Genomic DNA, 13,817 nt, shown 5'->3' with positions numbered 1-13,817 from the left:
CGTTCAAACCGGCACATTCCGCTCGAGATCTTCAAGCCACGCCGCAGCGCTCGAATCCGACGGCGCACGCCAGTCGCCGCGCGGCGACAACGAGCCGCCGGCCGAAACCTTGGGTCCGTTCGGCATCGCCGAGCGCTTGAACTGGCTGAAAGCGAAGAAGCGGCGCAAGAACACCTCCAGCCAGCGGCGTATTTCCTTGAGATCGTAGGCCTTGCGCTTGTCGGTCGGAAATGCCGGCGGCCACTCGCCCTGGGCAACGTCTTTCCAGGCCTGCAGCGCCATAAAGGCGATCTTGGACGGCCGCATGCCGAACCGCAGCGTGTAGAACAGGTTGAAATCCTGGAGCTCGTAGGGGCCGACCGAAGCTTCCGTGCTCTGCGGCTTCTCGCCCGGCTCAGCCGGAACCAGCTCCGGCGAGATTTCGGCCGACAGGATCGATCCAAGCGTTTGGTTGACGTCGTCGCTGAACTGCTTGGAAGCAATCACCCAGCGGATCAGATGCTGGATCAGCGTCTTCGGCACTCCGGCATTGACGTTATAGTGCGCCATCTGATCGCCGACGCCGTAGGTGCACCAGCCCAGTGCGAGCTCGGAAAGATCGCCGGTGCCGATCACGAGGCCACCATGATGGTTGGCGAGCCGGAACAGATAGTCCGTGCGCAGGCCCGCCTGCACGTTCTCGAATGTGACGTCGTAGACCTTCTCGCCCTTGCCGAAGGGATGGCCGATGTCCTTCAGCATCTGCGTCGCCGTGGTGCGAATGTCGAGTTCCTGCCAACTCGTCTGCAGCGCCGTCATTAGCCCCAGCGCATTGGTCTTGCTGTCGCTGCCGGTGGCAAAGCCCGGCATGGTGTAGGCGAGAATGTTCTCTCGCGGCAGGCCAAGAAGGTCGACGGCCTTGGCGGCGACGATCAAGGCGTGGGTAGAATCGAGTCCGCCAGAGACGCCGATAACGACGCGCTTGGTACCGGTCGCACGCATGCGCTGGACAAGGCCCGCGACCTGAATGTTGTAGGCCTCATAGCAGTCCTGCTCGAGCAGGCTCTCGTCGCTCGGCACGAACGGAAAGCGCTCGACCTTGCGCAGGAAGCCGATATCGGCGGCCGGGGGCTTCAAGGCGAAGCCGACTTTTCGGAAGAAGGCTTCGCGCTGCCGGCGATTGTCATCGAACGTACCCATCAGCGCGCGTTCCTGCCTGAGCAGGTCGAGATCGACGTCGGCCAGCGTGATCTGGCCGCCCTGCCGGAACCGCTCGCCCTCGGCCAGCAGCACGCCGTTCTCGTAGATCGAGGTCTGGCCGTCCCAGGCCAAATCCGTGGTCGATTCCCCTGCCCCTGCGGCGGAATAGACGTAAGCCGCGAGGCAGCGGGCTGAAGTCGATTGGCACAAGAGCGCGCGCGAGCGGGCGCGGCCGATCGTGATCGGGCTGCCCGAGAGATTGATCAGCACGCTCGCACCCGCGAGCGCGAGCTCGGAGGCCGGCGTCACCGGGATCCACATGTCCTCGCAGATCTCGACGCCGATGGTCAGGCCCGGAACGTCCTCGGCTGCGAACAGGAGGTCGACGCCGAACGGGGCATGCAGCCCGCCAAAGGCGACCATCTCTCCGACGATGCCGGCGCCGGAGGCGAAATGCCGCCCCTCGTAGAATTCGCGATAGGTCGGCAGGTAGCTCTTGGGCACCACGCCGAGGATCTTGCCGCGATGGATGACGACCGCGCAATTGTAGATCCGATTGCCAAAGCGCAGCGGCGCGCCAACGATCAGGACGGTCATCAGGGACGAGGATGCCTCGACGACGGCCACAAGCCCGCGCTCGACCGCATCGAGCAGCGGATCCTGCTTCACGAGATCTTCGATTGCATAGCCGGACAGGCCGAGCTCGGGAAACACGGCAACTGCCACCGACTGCGCGTGGCAGTCCTTCGCCGCCGCCAGAACCGCAGCTGCGTTGGCCGTCGGATCAGCCACATGAGAGGTGGTGACGCAGGCCGCCACGCGCGCAAATCCGTGGGCATAGATCGAGTGGAAACTCATCGAGCAAAGTCCCTTTGTCTCGTCGCGACCGGCCTCCGCCAGCTCTGGACTCCATTTAACCCATCGACATGGCCCCGTGCAGGTCATTCAACGGCATGCATAACGGATTTGCAGCTTCGCTGCCCGGCCGTGCCCTTGAGGCAGTCTCAGGCTCTGCGCGCCAGCATGCCGGGCAGATCGTCGCGCAGCCACTCGGCGATCCGGGGCCAGGCATGGGCGTGGGTCCGCGCGCCCATGAACAGGCCAAGATGGTTGCTGGGCTGGGAGGCCGCCGCAATGAAGGCCGGCGGTGTGCCGAGCAAGCCGGCGGTGGCGAGCGCCTGCGCAGCCGGCACGACGTCGTCATCGAGTCCGGCCAAAAGGAAGACCGGCGCCTTCACGTCCTTCAGATCAATCCCGCGGCCGAGTGCCGTGAACTGGCCGCGCGCGATCCGGTTCTCCCGGAAAATCCAGTTGACGATCTCGAGATAATAGGTGCCGGGCAGATTGAGGGGCTCGGCATTCCAGCGCTCGAAGCGCGCCAGCAGCGCCGCACCGTCCTCGCCGGAGAGGTCGCTCTGCAGCGCCGTCGCGATGTCGTCGCGGCTCGGTGCCTTCGACCAGACCCGCAGCATCTCTTCGCCGCTGACATTGCCGCCGCCGCGGGCGACGAGCTGGTCGTAGACCATCTCCGGCGCGTTGCGGGCGAGCTGCGACAGCCTGGAGTCAATGGAGAGGTCGACGGGCGCGCCAGCCAGTACCAGCCGCCGCACCTTGGCGGGAAAGCGCGCCGCATAGAGCAGCGAGAGCCAGCCACCCTGGCACAGGCCGACGAGATCGACCGGCGCGCCGATTTCGTCGATGGCGACGTTGAGATCACCGAGATAGCTGTCGATCGAGAGATAGCGCATGTCGGGTGCGGCCGAGCGCCAGTCGGTGAGATAGACCCGGTCGATGCCGCCATTTTGCAGGGACTGCACAACGCTGTGGCCGGGCGCGAAGTCGGCGATCAGGGCCCGGTGCAGCGCATAGGGCGCGCAGACCAGTGCCGGCTGGCCGGCCCCCGTCCGCGCGCAATTACGCAGGCGCATGGTCGCAAGCTCCAGCGCGACGGAGTTGGGCGTGGTCCAAGGCAGGCTGCTGTCGGCCAGCTCCGACGGGCCGCGCTCGAGCCATCCAAAGCAGGCGTCCATGGCAATCCGCGCCGCAGCGAACGGCCACAGCAGCGGGTCATCCGGGACCGGCTCCGGTGCGCGCAGCTGTTTGCCGGTCTTCTCCGCCATGGCTATCCCACGGTCCTCACAGGAAGGCCTCGAAGCTGACGAGCGAAATACCGCGCTCGCGAAAACTCTGATGGGTCGCGGCCACCGAGCCGTCGAGATCGATGCCGCGGCAGGCGTCCTCGATGACGGCGACCTCGAACCCGGCCTTGCGGGCATCGTCCGCCGAGAAGCGAACGCAGAAGTCGAACGCGAGGCCGGCGACGAAGACGGTGTTCAACTCGCGTTCGCGCAAATATCCGAGCAGGCCGGTCGGCGTTGTCCTGTCGTTCTCGAACAGCGCCGAATAGGAATCGATGCCGCGCCGAAATCCCTTCCGCACCACCAGATTTGCGCGGGTGACGTCGAGATCGCGATGAAATTCGGCGCCTGCGGTGCCCTGCACGCAATGGCTCGGCCACAGCACCTGGACGCCGTAGTCGAGCACGATGGTCTGGAACGGCTGTTTGCCCGCATGGTTCGGCGCAAAGGAGACATGATCGCGGGGATGCCAGTCCTGGGTCAGCACCACATTGGCGAATTTTTGGGCGATCCGATTGATGGCGGGGACGACCTTCTCGCCGCCGGGCACGGCGAGCGCCCCGCCCGTGCAAAAATCGTTCTGCACGTCGATGACCAGCAGCACGTCGCGGTCGGAAATCTTCATCGCAAGGTCCATTCCAGGCCATCCGCGCGAGCGGCGCCGAAGGCACGTCTGCAGTGTCGATCTTCCCGGGCTGCTTCGCAACCAACGAGAAGGTGCGGCGATCTGCGCGAATGCGCCCCGTCGGTCCCGGGATGCAACGGTTTGGGCTGATGCGTGTTGACTAGATCCACCCGGGGACGGATTCTGACAGCCGTTCGCGTCTTGCGATCGGATAGAGCGGAGGAAGCGGTTCCCGCAGCCGGAAAGGCTGCGGCAGCCATACGCACATGACCATCGGCAAGACAGGACAGATTCTTCTCGCCGATATCGGCGGCACCAATGCGCGCTTCGCGCTCAGTCAGGGCGATCAGACCGGACCGATCGACTACGTCAAAGTGGCAGACTTCCCGACCGTCCGGGAAGCCATTGCCGATGTTCTCGCGCGTCGCTGCCACGGCCAACCGCCCCCAAGGGCCGTGCTGGCCGTCGCAGGACCGGTGACCAACAACCGCTGCGTCATGACCAACAGCCCATGGGTCATCGACGGCAACGAGCTTCAGCCGGCCCTCGGCTTCGACAGCGTCCATGTTCTTAACGATTTCGAGGTGGTGGCCTGGTCCCTGCCCGCCCTGCAGCCCGCCGACCTGATCCCGCTCGGCGGACAGGATGGCCTTCCCGGAGAGCCGTTGCTGGTGGTTGGCCCTGGAACCGGCTTTGGCGTGTCCTGCCTGGTCGAGCGCCACGGCTCACGGCTGGCCGTCGTCACCGAGGCAGGCCACGCGACCCTGCCGGCGGAGGACGAGCGCGAGGAACGCGTGATCGCGTGCATGCGCCGACGCCTCGGCCATGTCTCCATCGAGCGTGGCGCGTTGTCCGGTTCGGGCCTGCAAAGCCTGTACGAGGCGCTGGCCGAGGTGGAAGGCGCTCAGGTGCCGCATCGCGATGCTGCCGCCATCACGAAGGCCGCCCTGGAAGGCAGTTGCGAGCTCAGCCGCAAGACGCTGGAGATGTTTTGCGCCATCCTCGGCTCGGTCGCGGGCAATCTCGCGGTGACCTTCGGCGCACGCGGCGGCGTTTATATCGCCGGCGGAATCGTGCCGCGCTTTCCTGACTTCCTCGCAGCCTCCGCATTCCGGGCGCGCTTCGAAGCCAAGGGACGCTTCCAGGACTATCTGCGCGACATCCCGACCAGACTGGTCACGAAACCTGATGCGAGTTTCCTCGGCCTGACGATGTTCGCGGAGCACAACCAGCCTTAAACGGCGCGCGCCTCCGTCCGCGGGTTCCAGTCATGCACAGCTGATTGCGCGGCACGCGCGCGCGACGCGGGATCGTGCTTGCGCGCACGTCCCGGATGAGAAACAATCCTAGCTTGTGCGTGGCGTAGTTGCGGGGGCGTGACATGCGTAAGCAGGATCTGGGTTTCGACTATCACCGCTATCACCGCCTGCTGCTCGAGGCGGACGACGAGGGCAAGCGGCTGGCCCTGATCGAGCTCTTGATCGAGGAAAAGGCGCGTGACCGCCTCGCAGCCCAGCGCGCTTCGGACCGCGCCGCCATGACGGCCCACACCATCGCCACGGTGCTGAAGAACGGGCGCCACTGAAACGCGTGATCGCACTCCAGTGCCCGAAAATGCGGTATCGATTGCGATTTCGTTAACGATCCCTCGAAAGCTCGCGTCAAACTTTTTGCTCTAGGAGTTCCCCACCTGATCCAATTCAGGGGCAACAAAGGGGGGAATGAACATGAGCATGATTTCGATCGCCGCGATGCCGGCCACCAGCGAAACGCGTTTGGCCGATTCTTCGTTTTCTTCGTTCAAGACCATCTTGCTGTTTTGCTGCACGGGCCTGGTCGCCTCGTTCGGCCTGATGGCGCGCGGCATCGATCTCGGCGCCGGCCTGATGTGAAGCCGCGACGAATTCCGTCGCGAAATGGCCGCCCCTGTGGGCGGCCATTTTCATTTTGGTCTCAGTTCGGCGTCTTCGCTGCCGCTTCCGGAAACATCGAATCGATCATCGCCTTGAGCTGATCGATCGAAATCGGCTTGCGCAGGATCGGCCGGCGCCTGAGCAAGGACGGCAGCAGCTCCGGACCGTAGCCCGTGGCGAACAAAAACGGCTTCCCGCGACGCTCGATCAGATCGGCGACCGGATCGACGTAGAGGCCCTTGAGATTGATGTCGAGGATCGCAAGATCGTACTGCGCGGTCATGGCGAAAGCGCTGGCGTCCCGAACATTATCCGCTTCCGCGATGACGTGGTGGCCGAGTTCCTCCACCATGTCCGTCATCATCATCCGGATCAACGTCTCGTCTTCGACCAGGAAAACGGAGAGTCCGTCCGCCATATCAACCCCGCCCATCAGCTTCCCAAGCTAATCATAACCGAATCGCGAAGAGGATTCACGAATTCGTGGCGGGGTCCGTTAATTCGACCCGCCCGATCCGATTCCACTTGATCAATCCAATCCTCGTTCGTGGCTGAGCCGCACCATCTCCTGCACGAACACCTGCTTTTGTTTGTCATCGAGGCTCGAATAGAGGGGCTCGGCGGCGTCGGCGACATTGCGCTGGTCGGCAGCGCGGTCGATCAGGAATTGGGCCTCGTTGCGCATCTGCTCGACGATGTCGTCGGGAGGATCCCGCTTGGCGCGCGCAACCCGCAGGTTGAGCCGCTCGGCACCGTTATGCCCGAGGTAGTGCATGGCGCTCGAGAAACCGTACCAGTGCTTCTCCTGCTCGGGCGTGAGGTTCAGCTCGGTCTTGATCCGCTCGATATAGGAGTCGCTGTTGGTGACGATCTGGTCGGCGGTCAATTGCGGCGCGCCGGTCTGGGTGAGGACCGTGACATCCTTGTCCTGCGGCGCGTTCTTCGCCTCCTTGCTCGCCTTGGCGCCCTTGCCCGCCTTGGCGCTCTTGGCATCTTTGTCCTTGCCGGCGCCCTGCTTGGCGTCCTTGGCCGCATCCTTGCTTGCATCCTTGCTCGGATCTCTGGCGGCAGGCGCCTGATTGCCATTATTGCCAACGCCGAGCACGCCGGTGAAAACACCGACCACGCCGCCGATCGCGCCGCCAAGCACGCCGCCGACCGGACCCGCCGCCTTGTTCCCGGCCGCCGCTCCTTCCTGAACCCCTTTGACCAGGCCTTGAGCGTTCGCCACCGCGGCTGCGCCGAGCAGCAACACGAAAACGGACCCCAGCGCGAACCATCGTCGCAGGTAAAGCCGCGCGGGCGGCGCCGGGTTGATCATTCTGGTCTCCATCTCGATCTGATTAGGCTCTTGGGGATGAGAACCACCCGCCAGCTGCAACTCTATCGTTTTCACCGCTTCGAGGTCTAGGCGCCGACAAATGCTATCCACGCCCGAAAAGTGTTTGCCGCGAGGTGCTTATGCAGGCTCCTTGGAAACTGCGGCGTAATTGCGCACATGTCGGTCGGGCGCGCCAGCGCCAAGTGTGCGTCGCAAAACAACCGGCCGTGGTTCATGGTCCGCGCATGAGGTCGAGGGCGCTGCCGCGTTCCCGGACACAACGTTAGTTCTAGGCGCAAGCCGTTCGGTTTTCTCGACAGACGCAATCAATCATGATCTGATCGCGCTACCAATTTGCCTTCGAAGCCGACGGCATCAACAAGAAACGTCGAACAAGAAACTTTCGAAAAGAAAATCAAAAGCAGAACTCGGAAGAGTTCAGAGGAACGCCAGAACAATAAAACACCCAAGCGAGGAAACGAGATGTCACGCAAGACACTGACGCGACGTCAATTTGTGGCTGCCACTGCAATGTCCTCCGCGGCGCTGATCACGGCGCCCTATGTCCGAGGCGCTTACGCCGCCGGCAAGCTCTCGATCGGCTTCTGGGACCACTGGGTGCCCGGCGCCAACGATGCCTCCACCGCGCTCGTCAAGGAATGGGGCGAGAAGGAGAAGGTCGAAGTCTCGATCGACTACATCACCAGCAACAACAAGAAGATCGAGCTGACGGCAGCGGCCGAAGCCCAGGCCAAGTCCGGTCACGACATTCTCCAGATGCCGAGCTGGTGGCCGCACGCCTATTCCGAGAATCTCGAACCGCTCAACGACGTCATGGAGCCGCTCATCAAGCAGAACGGCGAGGTGAACGACACCGTCAAATATCTCGGGCGGTCGGGCGGCAAATGGCTCGCAGTGCCCGCGACGCCGGGAAGCCAGATCAAGGGCCCCTGCTCCCGCATAGATCTCATGAAGAAACACGCCGGCATCGACGTGCAGGAGATGTATCCAGTCGGCGCTCCGCCGAAAGCAGACAACTGGACCATGGAGACGTTCCTGAAGGCGGCCGAGGCCTGCCACAAGGCCGGCTTCCCCTTCGGCATCGGTCTCGGCGAGACCACCGACAGCGTCGACACCGCCGGCGCGATCTTCCAGTCGTTCGGCGCCGAGCTCGTCAACGCCAAGGGCGATATCACCGTCAAGACCGATGCAGTGCGGCAGGCGCTCGAATTCTACAAGAAGCTGATCGCCGTCCTGCCCACCGACGCGCCGTCCTGGGACGATGCCTCCAACAACAAATGGCTGATCTCGGGCCGCGGGGCGATGATCCTGAATCCGCCGAGTGCCTGGGCGGTCGCCAAGCGCGACGCACCGCAAGTCGCCGAACAGTGCTGGACGCACGGCTTCCCGTCCGGTCCGAAGGGACGTTTTGCGCCCTTCCTGCCGTACTTCTGGGGCGTCTGGGCCTTTGGCAAGAACAAGGAAGCGGCCAAGAGCTTGCTTGTTCACCTGTCCTCGCCGGCGGCGATCGAGAAGTTCGTCGCGGCAAGCGGCGGGTACGATCTCCCGGCCTACGCGAACATGACGAAGTTCAAGACCTGGGCCGAGGAAGGGCCGCCGAAGGGCACGCTCTTCCACTATCCGGATCCCTACAAGCAGCAGACGATGTCGATCGCCGCGTCTCCGGCGCCGCCGAAGATCGCCCAGCAGATCTACTTCCAGGCGACGCTGACCAAGATGGCGCTGCGCTTTGCGCAAGGAGAGAAGTTGGAAACCGCGCTCGCCTGGGCCGAAGGCGAGTGCGAAGGCTTCATGCGAACCTGAGCCGGGTATGTGCCATGGCGGTTCACGCTTCGCGCGTGAGCCGCCGAGGCCCCACTCGCTCGATCCGCTTGCCGAATGAAGCCGACGGCTGCGCCGGCTTCGCCGTCCTACATGTCCTGCTACGTGTCCTGCAAAAGAGGCTAACGTCATGGCCGATGTCGTCGTTGAGCAAGGCCGTCCCGCTCGAGCTGCGAGCCCGCGCAAACGGGCGAGCCTGCGCAATGCAATGGGACGGAAATCGACCGTCGCGTTCTTCCTGACGCTGCCGCTGATCCTCCTGATCGCCCTGCTCGTGCTCTATCCCGCCTTCTATTCGGTCTACCTGGCGACGCTGAACAAGGCGATGACGAAGTTCGTCGGTCTCAGCAACTTCACCTTCCTGTTCAAGCGCGAAACGTTCTGGATGGTGGTGAGACAGTCCTGCATTTTTGCGATTACCGCCGTGGTCTTCAAGGCGCTGATCGGCTTCATCGTCGCGCATTTCGTCCACAACATTCCCGGCAAGAAGCAACGTAAATGGCGCGGCATGCTGCTGGTGCCTTGGGTGATCCCACCGGCGATGAGCACGCTGGCATGGCTGTGGCTGTTCGATCCCTCCTACAGCGCCTTCAACTATACGCTGTCGTTCTTCGGCATCGGTCCGATCCCGTGGCTCGGTGACACCTTCTGGGCGCGTTTCTCCGTCATCCTCGTCAACGTCTGGTACGGCGCGCCGTTCTTCCTGATCATGTACCTGGCCGCCTTGAAATCCGTACCCGACCAGCTCTACGAAGCCGCAGCGATCGACGGCGCCAATTGGTGGCAGAAGATCTGGCACATCACCCTGCCGATGATGCGCAACATCATCGCCATCACCACGCTGTTCTCGCTGATCGTCACTTTCGCCAATTTCGACATCGTGCGCATCCTCACCTCCGGCGGTCCGCTGGACCGGACGCATTTGTTCGCCACCTGGGCGTTCCAGGTCGGCATCCAGAGCAGCGACATTCCGCTCGGCGCCTGCGTCTCGCTGTTCATGGTGCCGATCCTCGCCGTCGCAGCGGTCTTCATCCTGCGCGATGTCAACAAACGTGGGAACGAAGCCTGATGAGCACGCTCGCAATCGACAAGGCCGGACCGACACGCAAGGTCAAGCTTCGAAGCATGAGCCGCGACCGCACCTGGGCGTTGCGCTGGTCCTACTTTTTCCTGGTGCTGTTTGCGATCTTCTTCCTGATCCCGCCGATCTACATGCTGATCACCTCGCTCAAGAGCAGCGCGGAGATCTCGGCCGCCACCAATCCGTGGTGGGTATTTCATCCGACGCTGTCGAACTATGTGGAGCTATTGACCTCGAACCAGTTCCTGCGATTCTTCTGGAATTCGTCGATGATCTCGATCGTGGTCGTGATCGTGACGATGCTGATCAGCATTCCGGCGGCGTTTGCATTGGCGCGGATGAAGTTCTGGGGCTCGGCGACGCTCGCGACCGGGGTCTTTCTCACCTATCTGATCCCGGACAGCCTCCTGTTCATTCCCTTGTTCAAGATGCTCGCGGTGGTCCAGGACGTCACCGGCATCACCCTTCTCAACCGCTGGTACGTGCTGGTGTTCATCTATCCGACGCTGACCGTGCCGTTCTGCACCTGGATCATGATCGGTTATTTCGCCTCGATCCCGAAGGAGCTGGACGAGGCGGCTCTCATCGACGGCGCCTCCTGGCTCCAGACCCTGACGCGGATTTTCATTCCGGTTGCCCTCCCTGGCCTGATCGCAGCGACCATCTTCGCCTTCACCGTGTCCTGGGCGCAGTTCCTCTATCCGCTGGTGTTCACGACATCCATCGACCAGCTCGTGCTGCCGGTCGGCATCACCACCACGCTGATCAAGGGCGACGTCTTCAACTGGGGGCAGATCATGACCGGCGCGCTGCTTGGCGCTGCCCCGCCGCTGGTCATCTACGCCTTCCTGATGGACTATTACATTGCCGGCCTGACCGCCGGCGCCACAAAGGGTTGATGTCTTATGGCTGAGGTTGCGTTGCGGAAGGTGGTCAAGCGTTACGACGACGTCGAGGCGGTGCGCGGCATCGATCTCGACATCTCTGACCATGAGTTCATCGTGCTCGTCGGCCCCTCCGGCTGCGGCAAGTCGACGACCTTGCGGATGATCGCGGGACTCGAGGACATCACCGACGGCGACATCATGATCGGCGGGGACGTCGTCAACGACGTGCCGCCGAAGGACCGCGACATCGCGATGGTGTTTCAGAACTACGCGCTCTACCCGCACATGACGGTCGCGGAGAACATGTCGTTCGGGCTGCGGCTCAAGCACTATCCCAAGGCCGAGATCAAGGCGCGGGTGACGGAAGCCGCCCGCCTCCTCGACATCACCGACCTGATCGACCGCAAGCCGAAGCAGCTCTCCGGCGGCCAGCGCCAGCGCGTCGCCATGGGGCGGGCCATCGTGCGCAACCCAAAGGTCTTCCTGTTCGACGAACCGCTGTCCAATCTCGACGCCAAGCTGCGCGTGCAGATGCGGATCGAGATCAAGAAGGTGCACCAGAAAGTGCGCACCACGACGGTCTACGTCACCCACGACCAGGTCGAGGCGATGACGCTGGCTGATCGCGTCGTGGTGATGAACAAGGGTCGGATCGAGCAGATCGGCACCCCGAACGAGCTCTACCACAAGCCGGCGACGCGCTTCGTCGCGGGCTTCATTGGCTCGCCGGCGATGAACTTCATTCCGTGCCGTCTCGAGGACGTCGGCGGCAAGCTCAACGTCCGCCTGACGGATCGCATCTCATTCCCGTTGCCGCCGGCCCGCGCCGCCCGTTACAGCGCGCTGCCCCGATCTGAAAACCTGTTGCTCGGCATCCGTCCCGAACATCTCACGGAATCGCATGCGCATCTCGAGCCGGGTGTCGAGACCTTCGACACCGTGCTTGATGTCACCGAGCCGATGGGAATGGAGACGCTGGTCTATTTCGGACTGGAAGGCACGCCCGTCTGCGGCCGTGTCGATCCCAATGCGGGCGCCAAGGACGGAGCACCCATGCGTTTGGCGATGGACCTCAACAATATGCACCTGCTAAACGAGGCGACCGGCGCCGTCTTGTGACGGCCGGCCAAGAAACTCGCGCAGGTAGGGACGATGTCGACCAACAAGAAGAAAATTTTTGTCACGCAAACTTTGTCGCAAGGGGCGCGCGCCCTCCTCACCCAGCGAGATGATATCGAGCTCATCGAGTTTCCGAACCTGATCTCCGCCAGGGATTTCGAGGCCTTGCTGAAGAGCCACGCGCCGGTCCATGGCGTGGCGCTCGGCGCCACCGCTTTCGGCGAGACCGAGCTCGAAGCCTCGAAGGACATGAAGGTGGTGACCCGGATCGGCGTCGGTTACGACGCCGTCGACGTCCCCGCCCTCTCCCGCCGCAAGGTGCCGCTGATGGTCGCCGGCAGCGCGAACTCGCCCTCGGTCGCCGAACAGGCGCTGTTCATGATGCTGACACTGGCAAAACGCGCGCAGGAGATGCACGCCTGCGTGAAAGACGGCAAATGGGCGGACCGTCTCGGCATGCTGCCGTTCGATCTCTACGGCAAGACCGTCCTCATCATCGGCTTCGGCCGCATCGGCACCCGCACCGCCAAGCGCTGCCTGGCGATGGACATGAATGTGCAGGTCTATGATCCCTACAAGGCAGCCGCAGAGATCAAGGCAGCAGGCTGCGAGCCGGTCGCCGATCTCGATGCCGCGCTGCCTCACGCCGATTTCGTCACCATCCACTGCCCGAAGACGCCGGAGACAGTCGGCCTGTTCGATGCGGCGCGGATCGGCCGGATGAAGCCGAAATCCTACCTCATCAACACCGCACGCGGCGGCATCGTGAAGGAGGCGGCGCTGTACGACGCGCTGGTCTCGGGCAAGCTCGCCGGTGCCGGCATCGACGTGTTCGAGGTGGAGCCGCCACCGGTCAGCAACGCGCTGTTCGCGCTGCCCAACGTCATCATGGCTCCCCACGTCGCCGGCGTGACGGTCGAGGCGGTGAGCCGGATGAGCGAGCAGACCGCGCGCAACATCCTGAGTGTGCTGGACGGCGATCCTATCCGGCAGAACATCATCAATCAGGATGTCCTGGGCTGAGCGCATCTCCGGGCTAGGCGGTTCTCTTGGGCGGGCGGCTGCCCCCCGCCTTCGGAACGCCAGAATGAGTCCCATTTTGGTGCAGATCGAGCCCTCACTCAGCCTTAATCAAACCCGCGTAATAGGTCCGGCCGCGGCGGCGGTGGGACAGACTTGCCGGCCGCGTCGAGCTGGAGGATGGACCCTTGTCAGAGATCGACCCGACCGACCACGCGTTGGCGACCATCGCCAGCATCCTGGAGCATCCTGAACCCGTCCTCGTCGTGCGCGAGACCGAGACTGTCACCGTGACTGAAATGGTGGTTGCTGGTGAGCATGGGGTCGCGGACGAGCACCCGATGGTCGACGAGCATCCGGTGGTCGAGGAGCAGCCGCTGGTGCCGGAGCACGCCGACGCCGACGGCTACAGCAAGGTCGGCCCCGGGCCGATGGTGGCGATCCGTCTGAAATGGACGGTCCATCGCGGCGATGACGGCCAGTTCTACGTCCACGAGACCATCGGCGAGCAGTCCGTGCCCGTGGTCAGCGGCCCGATGACCGGCGAAGCCGCGGTGCATTTCGTCGACGCGCATGAGGACGAGGCGCATCGGCGCTTCGAAGAGCTGCGCAGCGAGATCGCCGGCCGCAGCTCGCTCGCCGATTACGAGCGCAAGGGCGAAGCCTAGCGCGCTCTCGCGCGAAGTGGATGC

14 protein-coding genes are annotated in these 13,817 nt (G+C 63.5%); 9 read left to right on the top strand and 5 right to left on the bottom strand.

What is annotated here, in order from left to right; genetic code table 11:
* Positions 1 to 3: 3 nt before the first annotated feature.
* From AC0L3B_RS23185 to pncA, 3 genes are all read right to left on the bottom strand, one after another.
* Positions 4 to 2,037: an NAD(+) synthase gene (locus AC0L3B_RS23185; protein WP_204511246.1), complete on the bottom strand. Its 2,034-nt coding sequence runs from the start codon at positions 2,035 to 2,037 to the stop codon at positions 4 to 6.
* 146 nt (positions 2,038 to 2,183) lie between these two features.
* On the bottom strand, positions 2,184 to 3,299 hold the full coding sequence (locus tag AC0L3B_RS23180) for an alpha/beta fold hydrolase (protein WP_247336697.1): 1,116 nt from the start codon (positions 3,297 to 3,299) through the stop codon (positions 2,184 to 2,186).
* A 16-nt stretch (positions 3,300 to 3,315) separates the two neighbouring features.
* Positions 3,316 to 3,954, bottom strand: coding sequence for a bifunctional nicotinamidase/pyrazinamidase (pncA, locus tag AC0L3B_RS23175; RefSeq protein WP_018457894.1), 639 nt, complete (start codon positions 3,952 to 3,954; stop codon positions 3,316 to 3,318).
* Between the two features lie 254 nt (positions 3,955 to 4,208).
* Between pncA and glk the strand changes: the two genes are divergently transcribed.
* The 3 genes from glk to AC0L3B_RS23160 all read left to right on the top strand — a co-directional run bounded on the left by glk (position 4,209) and on the right by AC0L3B_RS23160 (position 5,834).
* Positions 4,209 to 5,180 carry a glucokinase gene (gene glk, locus AC0L3B_RS23170; protein WP_018457895.1) on the top strand — a complete coding sequence of 324 codons (972 nt, stop codon included), beginning with the start codon at positions 4,209 to 4,211 and terminating at the stop codon, positions 5,178 to 5,180.
* 143 nt (positions 5,181 to 5,323) lie between these two features.
* A complete protein-coding gene (locus AC0L3B_RS23165; protein ID WP_018457896.1) occupies positions 5,324 to 5,527 on the top strand; it encodes a hypothetical protein in 204 nt (67 codons plus the stop codon).
* A gap of 142 nt (positions 5,528 to 5,669) precedes the next feature.
* Positions 5,670 to 5,834, top strand: coding sequence for a hypothetical protein (locus tag AC0L3B_RS23160; protein ID WP_162847220.1), 165 nt, complete (start codon positions 5,670 to 5,672; stop codon positions 5,832 to 5,834).
* Between the two features lie 61 nt (positions 5,835 to 5,895).
* On the opposite strand, the gene AC0L3B_RS23155 is transcribed toward AC0L3B_RS23160, so the two are convergent.
* The gene (locus AC0L3B_RS23155) at positions 5,896 to 6,273 is read right to left on the bottom strand and encodes a response regulator (RefSeq protein WP_026233459.1); all 378 of its coding nucleotides are present in this window, start codon (positions 6,271 to 6,273) and stop codon (positions 5,896 to 5,898) included.
* 111 nt (positions 6,274 to 6,384) lie between these two features.
* A complete protein-coding gene (locus AC0L3B_RS23150) occupies positions 6,385 to 7,176 on the bottom strand; it encodes a Spy/CpxP family protein refolding chaperone (protein ID WP_018457899.1) in 792 nt (263 codons plus the stop codon).
* A 483-nt stretch (positions 7,177 to 7,659) separates the two neighbouring features.
* On the opposite strand from AC0L3B_RS23150, the gene AC0L3B_RS23145 reads away from it, so the two are divergent.
* From AC0L3B_RS23145 to AC0L3B_RS23120, 6 genes are all read left to right on the top strand, one after another.
* Positions 7,660 to 9,000: an ABC transporter substrate-binding protein gene (locus AC0L3B_RS23145; protein WP_026233460.1), complete on the top strand. Its 1,341-nt coding sequence runs from the start codon at positions 7,660 to 7,662 to the stop codon at positions 8,998 to 9,000.
* A 148-nt stretch (positions 9,001 to 9,148) separates the two neighbouring features.
* The gene (locus AC0L3B_RS23140) at positions 9,149 to 10,087 is read left to right on the top strand and encodes a carbohydrate ABC transporter permease (protein WP_007590928.1); all 939 of its coding nucleotides are present in this window, start codon (positions 9,149 to 9,151) and stop codon (positions 10,085 to 10,087) included.
* A complete protein-coding gene (locus AC0L3B_RS23135; RefSeq protein ID WP_018457902.1) occupies positions 10,087 to 10,998 on the top strand; it encodes a carbohydrate ABC transporter permease in 912 nt (303 codons plus the stop codon). The genes AC0L3B_RS23140 and AC0L3B_RS23135 overlap by 1 nt, the downstream gene beginning before the upstream one ends.
* Positions 10,999 to 11,004: 6 nt before the next feature.
* Entirely contained in the window at positions 11,005 to 12,105 is a 1,101-nt protein-coding gene (locus AC0L3B_RS23130; protein ID WP_247336700.1) for an ABC transporter ATP-binding protein, read from the top strand.
* A gap of 33 nt (positions 12,106 to 12,138) precedes the next feature.
* Complete coding sequence (locus AC0L3B_RS23125; RefSeq protein WP_018457904.1) at positions 12,139 to 13,128, top strand: hydroxyacid dehydrogenase; 990 nt, start codon at positions 12,139 to 12,141, stop codon at positions 13,126 to 13,128.
* Between the two features lie 185 nt (positions 13,129 to 13,313).
* Positions 13,314 to 13,793, top strand: a complete 480-nt coding sequence (locus AC0L3B_RS23120) for a hypothetical protein (RefSeq protein ID WP_247336703.1) — start codon at positions 13,314 to 13,316, stop codon at positions 13,791 to 13,793.
* Positions 13,794 to 13,817: the final 24 nt, after the last annotated feature.

It is taken from the genome of Bradyrhizobium sp. Kon56 (assembly GCF_055807635.1).
The sequence above is the reverse complement of the archived record's forward strand: the minus strand, read 5'-3'. Positions and strand labels throughout refer to the sequence as shown.